This window comes from Adlercreutzia equolifaciens, from assembly GCF_029076695.1.
Lineage (GTDB): Bacteria > Actinomycetota > Coriobacteriia > Coriobacteriales > Eggerthellaceae > Adlercreutzia > Adlercreutzia equolifaciens_A.
In genome coordinates this window covers 1-289 of the sequence record NZ_JARFIK010000614.1, presented here as the reverse complement: position 1 = coordinate 289, position 289 = coordinate 1, and the positions used below count along the sequence as shown (strand labels likewise).

The 289-nt window shown below is 36.7% G+C and carries 1 protein-coding gene; it reads right to left on the bottom strand.

Annotated features, from left to right (window positions below; all coding sequences use genetic code 11):
* Positions 1 to 289: UvrD-helicase domain-containing protein (locus PZH32_RS13830; protein ID WP_275208840.1), on the bottom strand; the 289-nt coding region annotated here is incomplete at both ends.

The following is a 289-nucleotide window of genomic DNA, read 5'->3' as shown; positions in this document are numbered from 1 at the left end:
CCCTACTACGAACAAATTATTTTCCGGCTGGGCCAGCATACGGATCACATCATACTGAATTCGATTAATATCCTGAAATTCATCAATCAAAACGTATCTGAATTTCTTCTGCCACTGTGCAAGTACATCTGGTCTTGATTGGAACAATTCATAACAAAGTACCAGCATATCATCAAAATCAATCTTTTTCAGTTCTTTTCTATGCTGTTCATAATTACGGTAAATATTGCGAAAAGCATCCGCACTACACTTTTCTGATACAAATTCTTCCAGCGGAATCCGATTATTC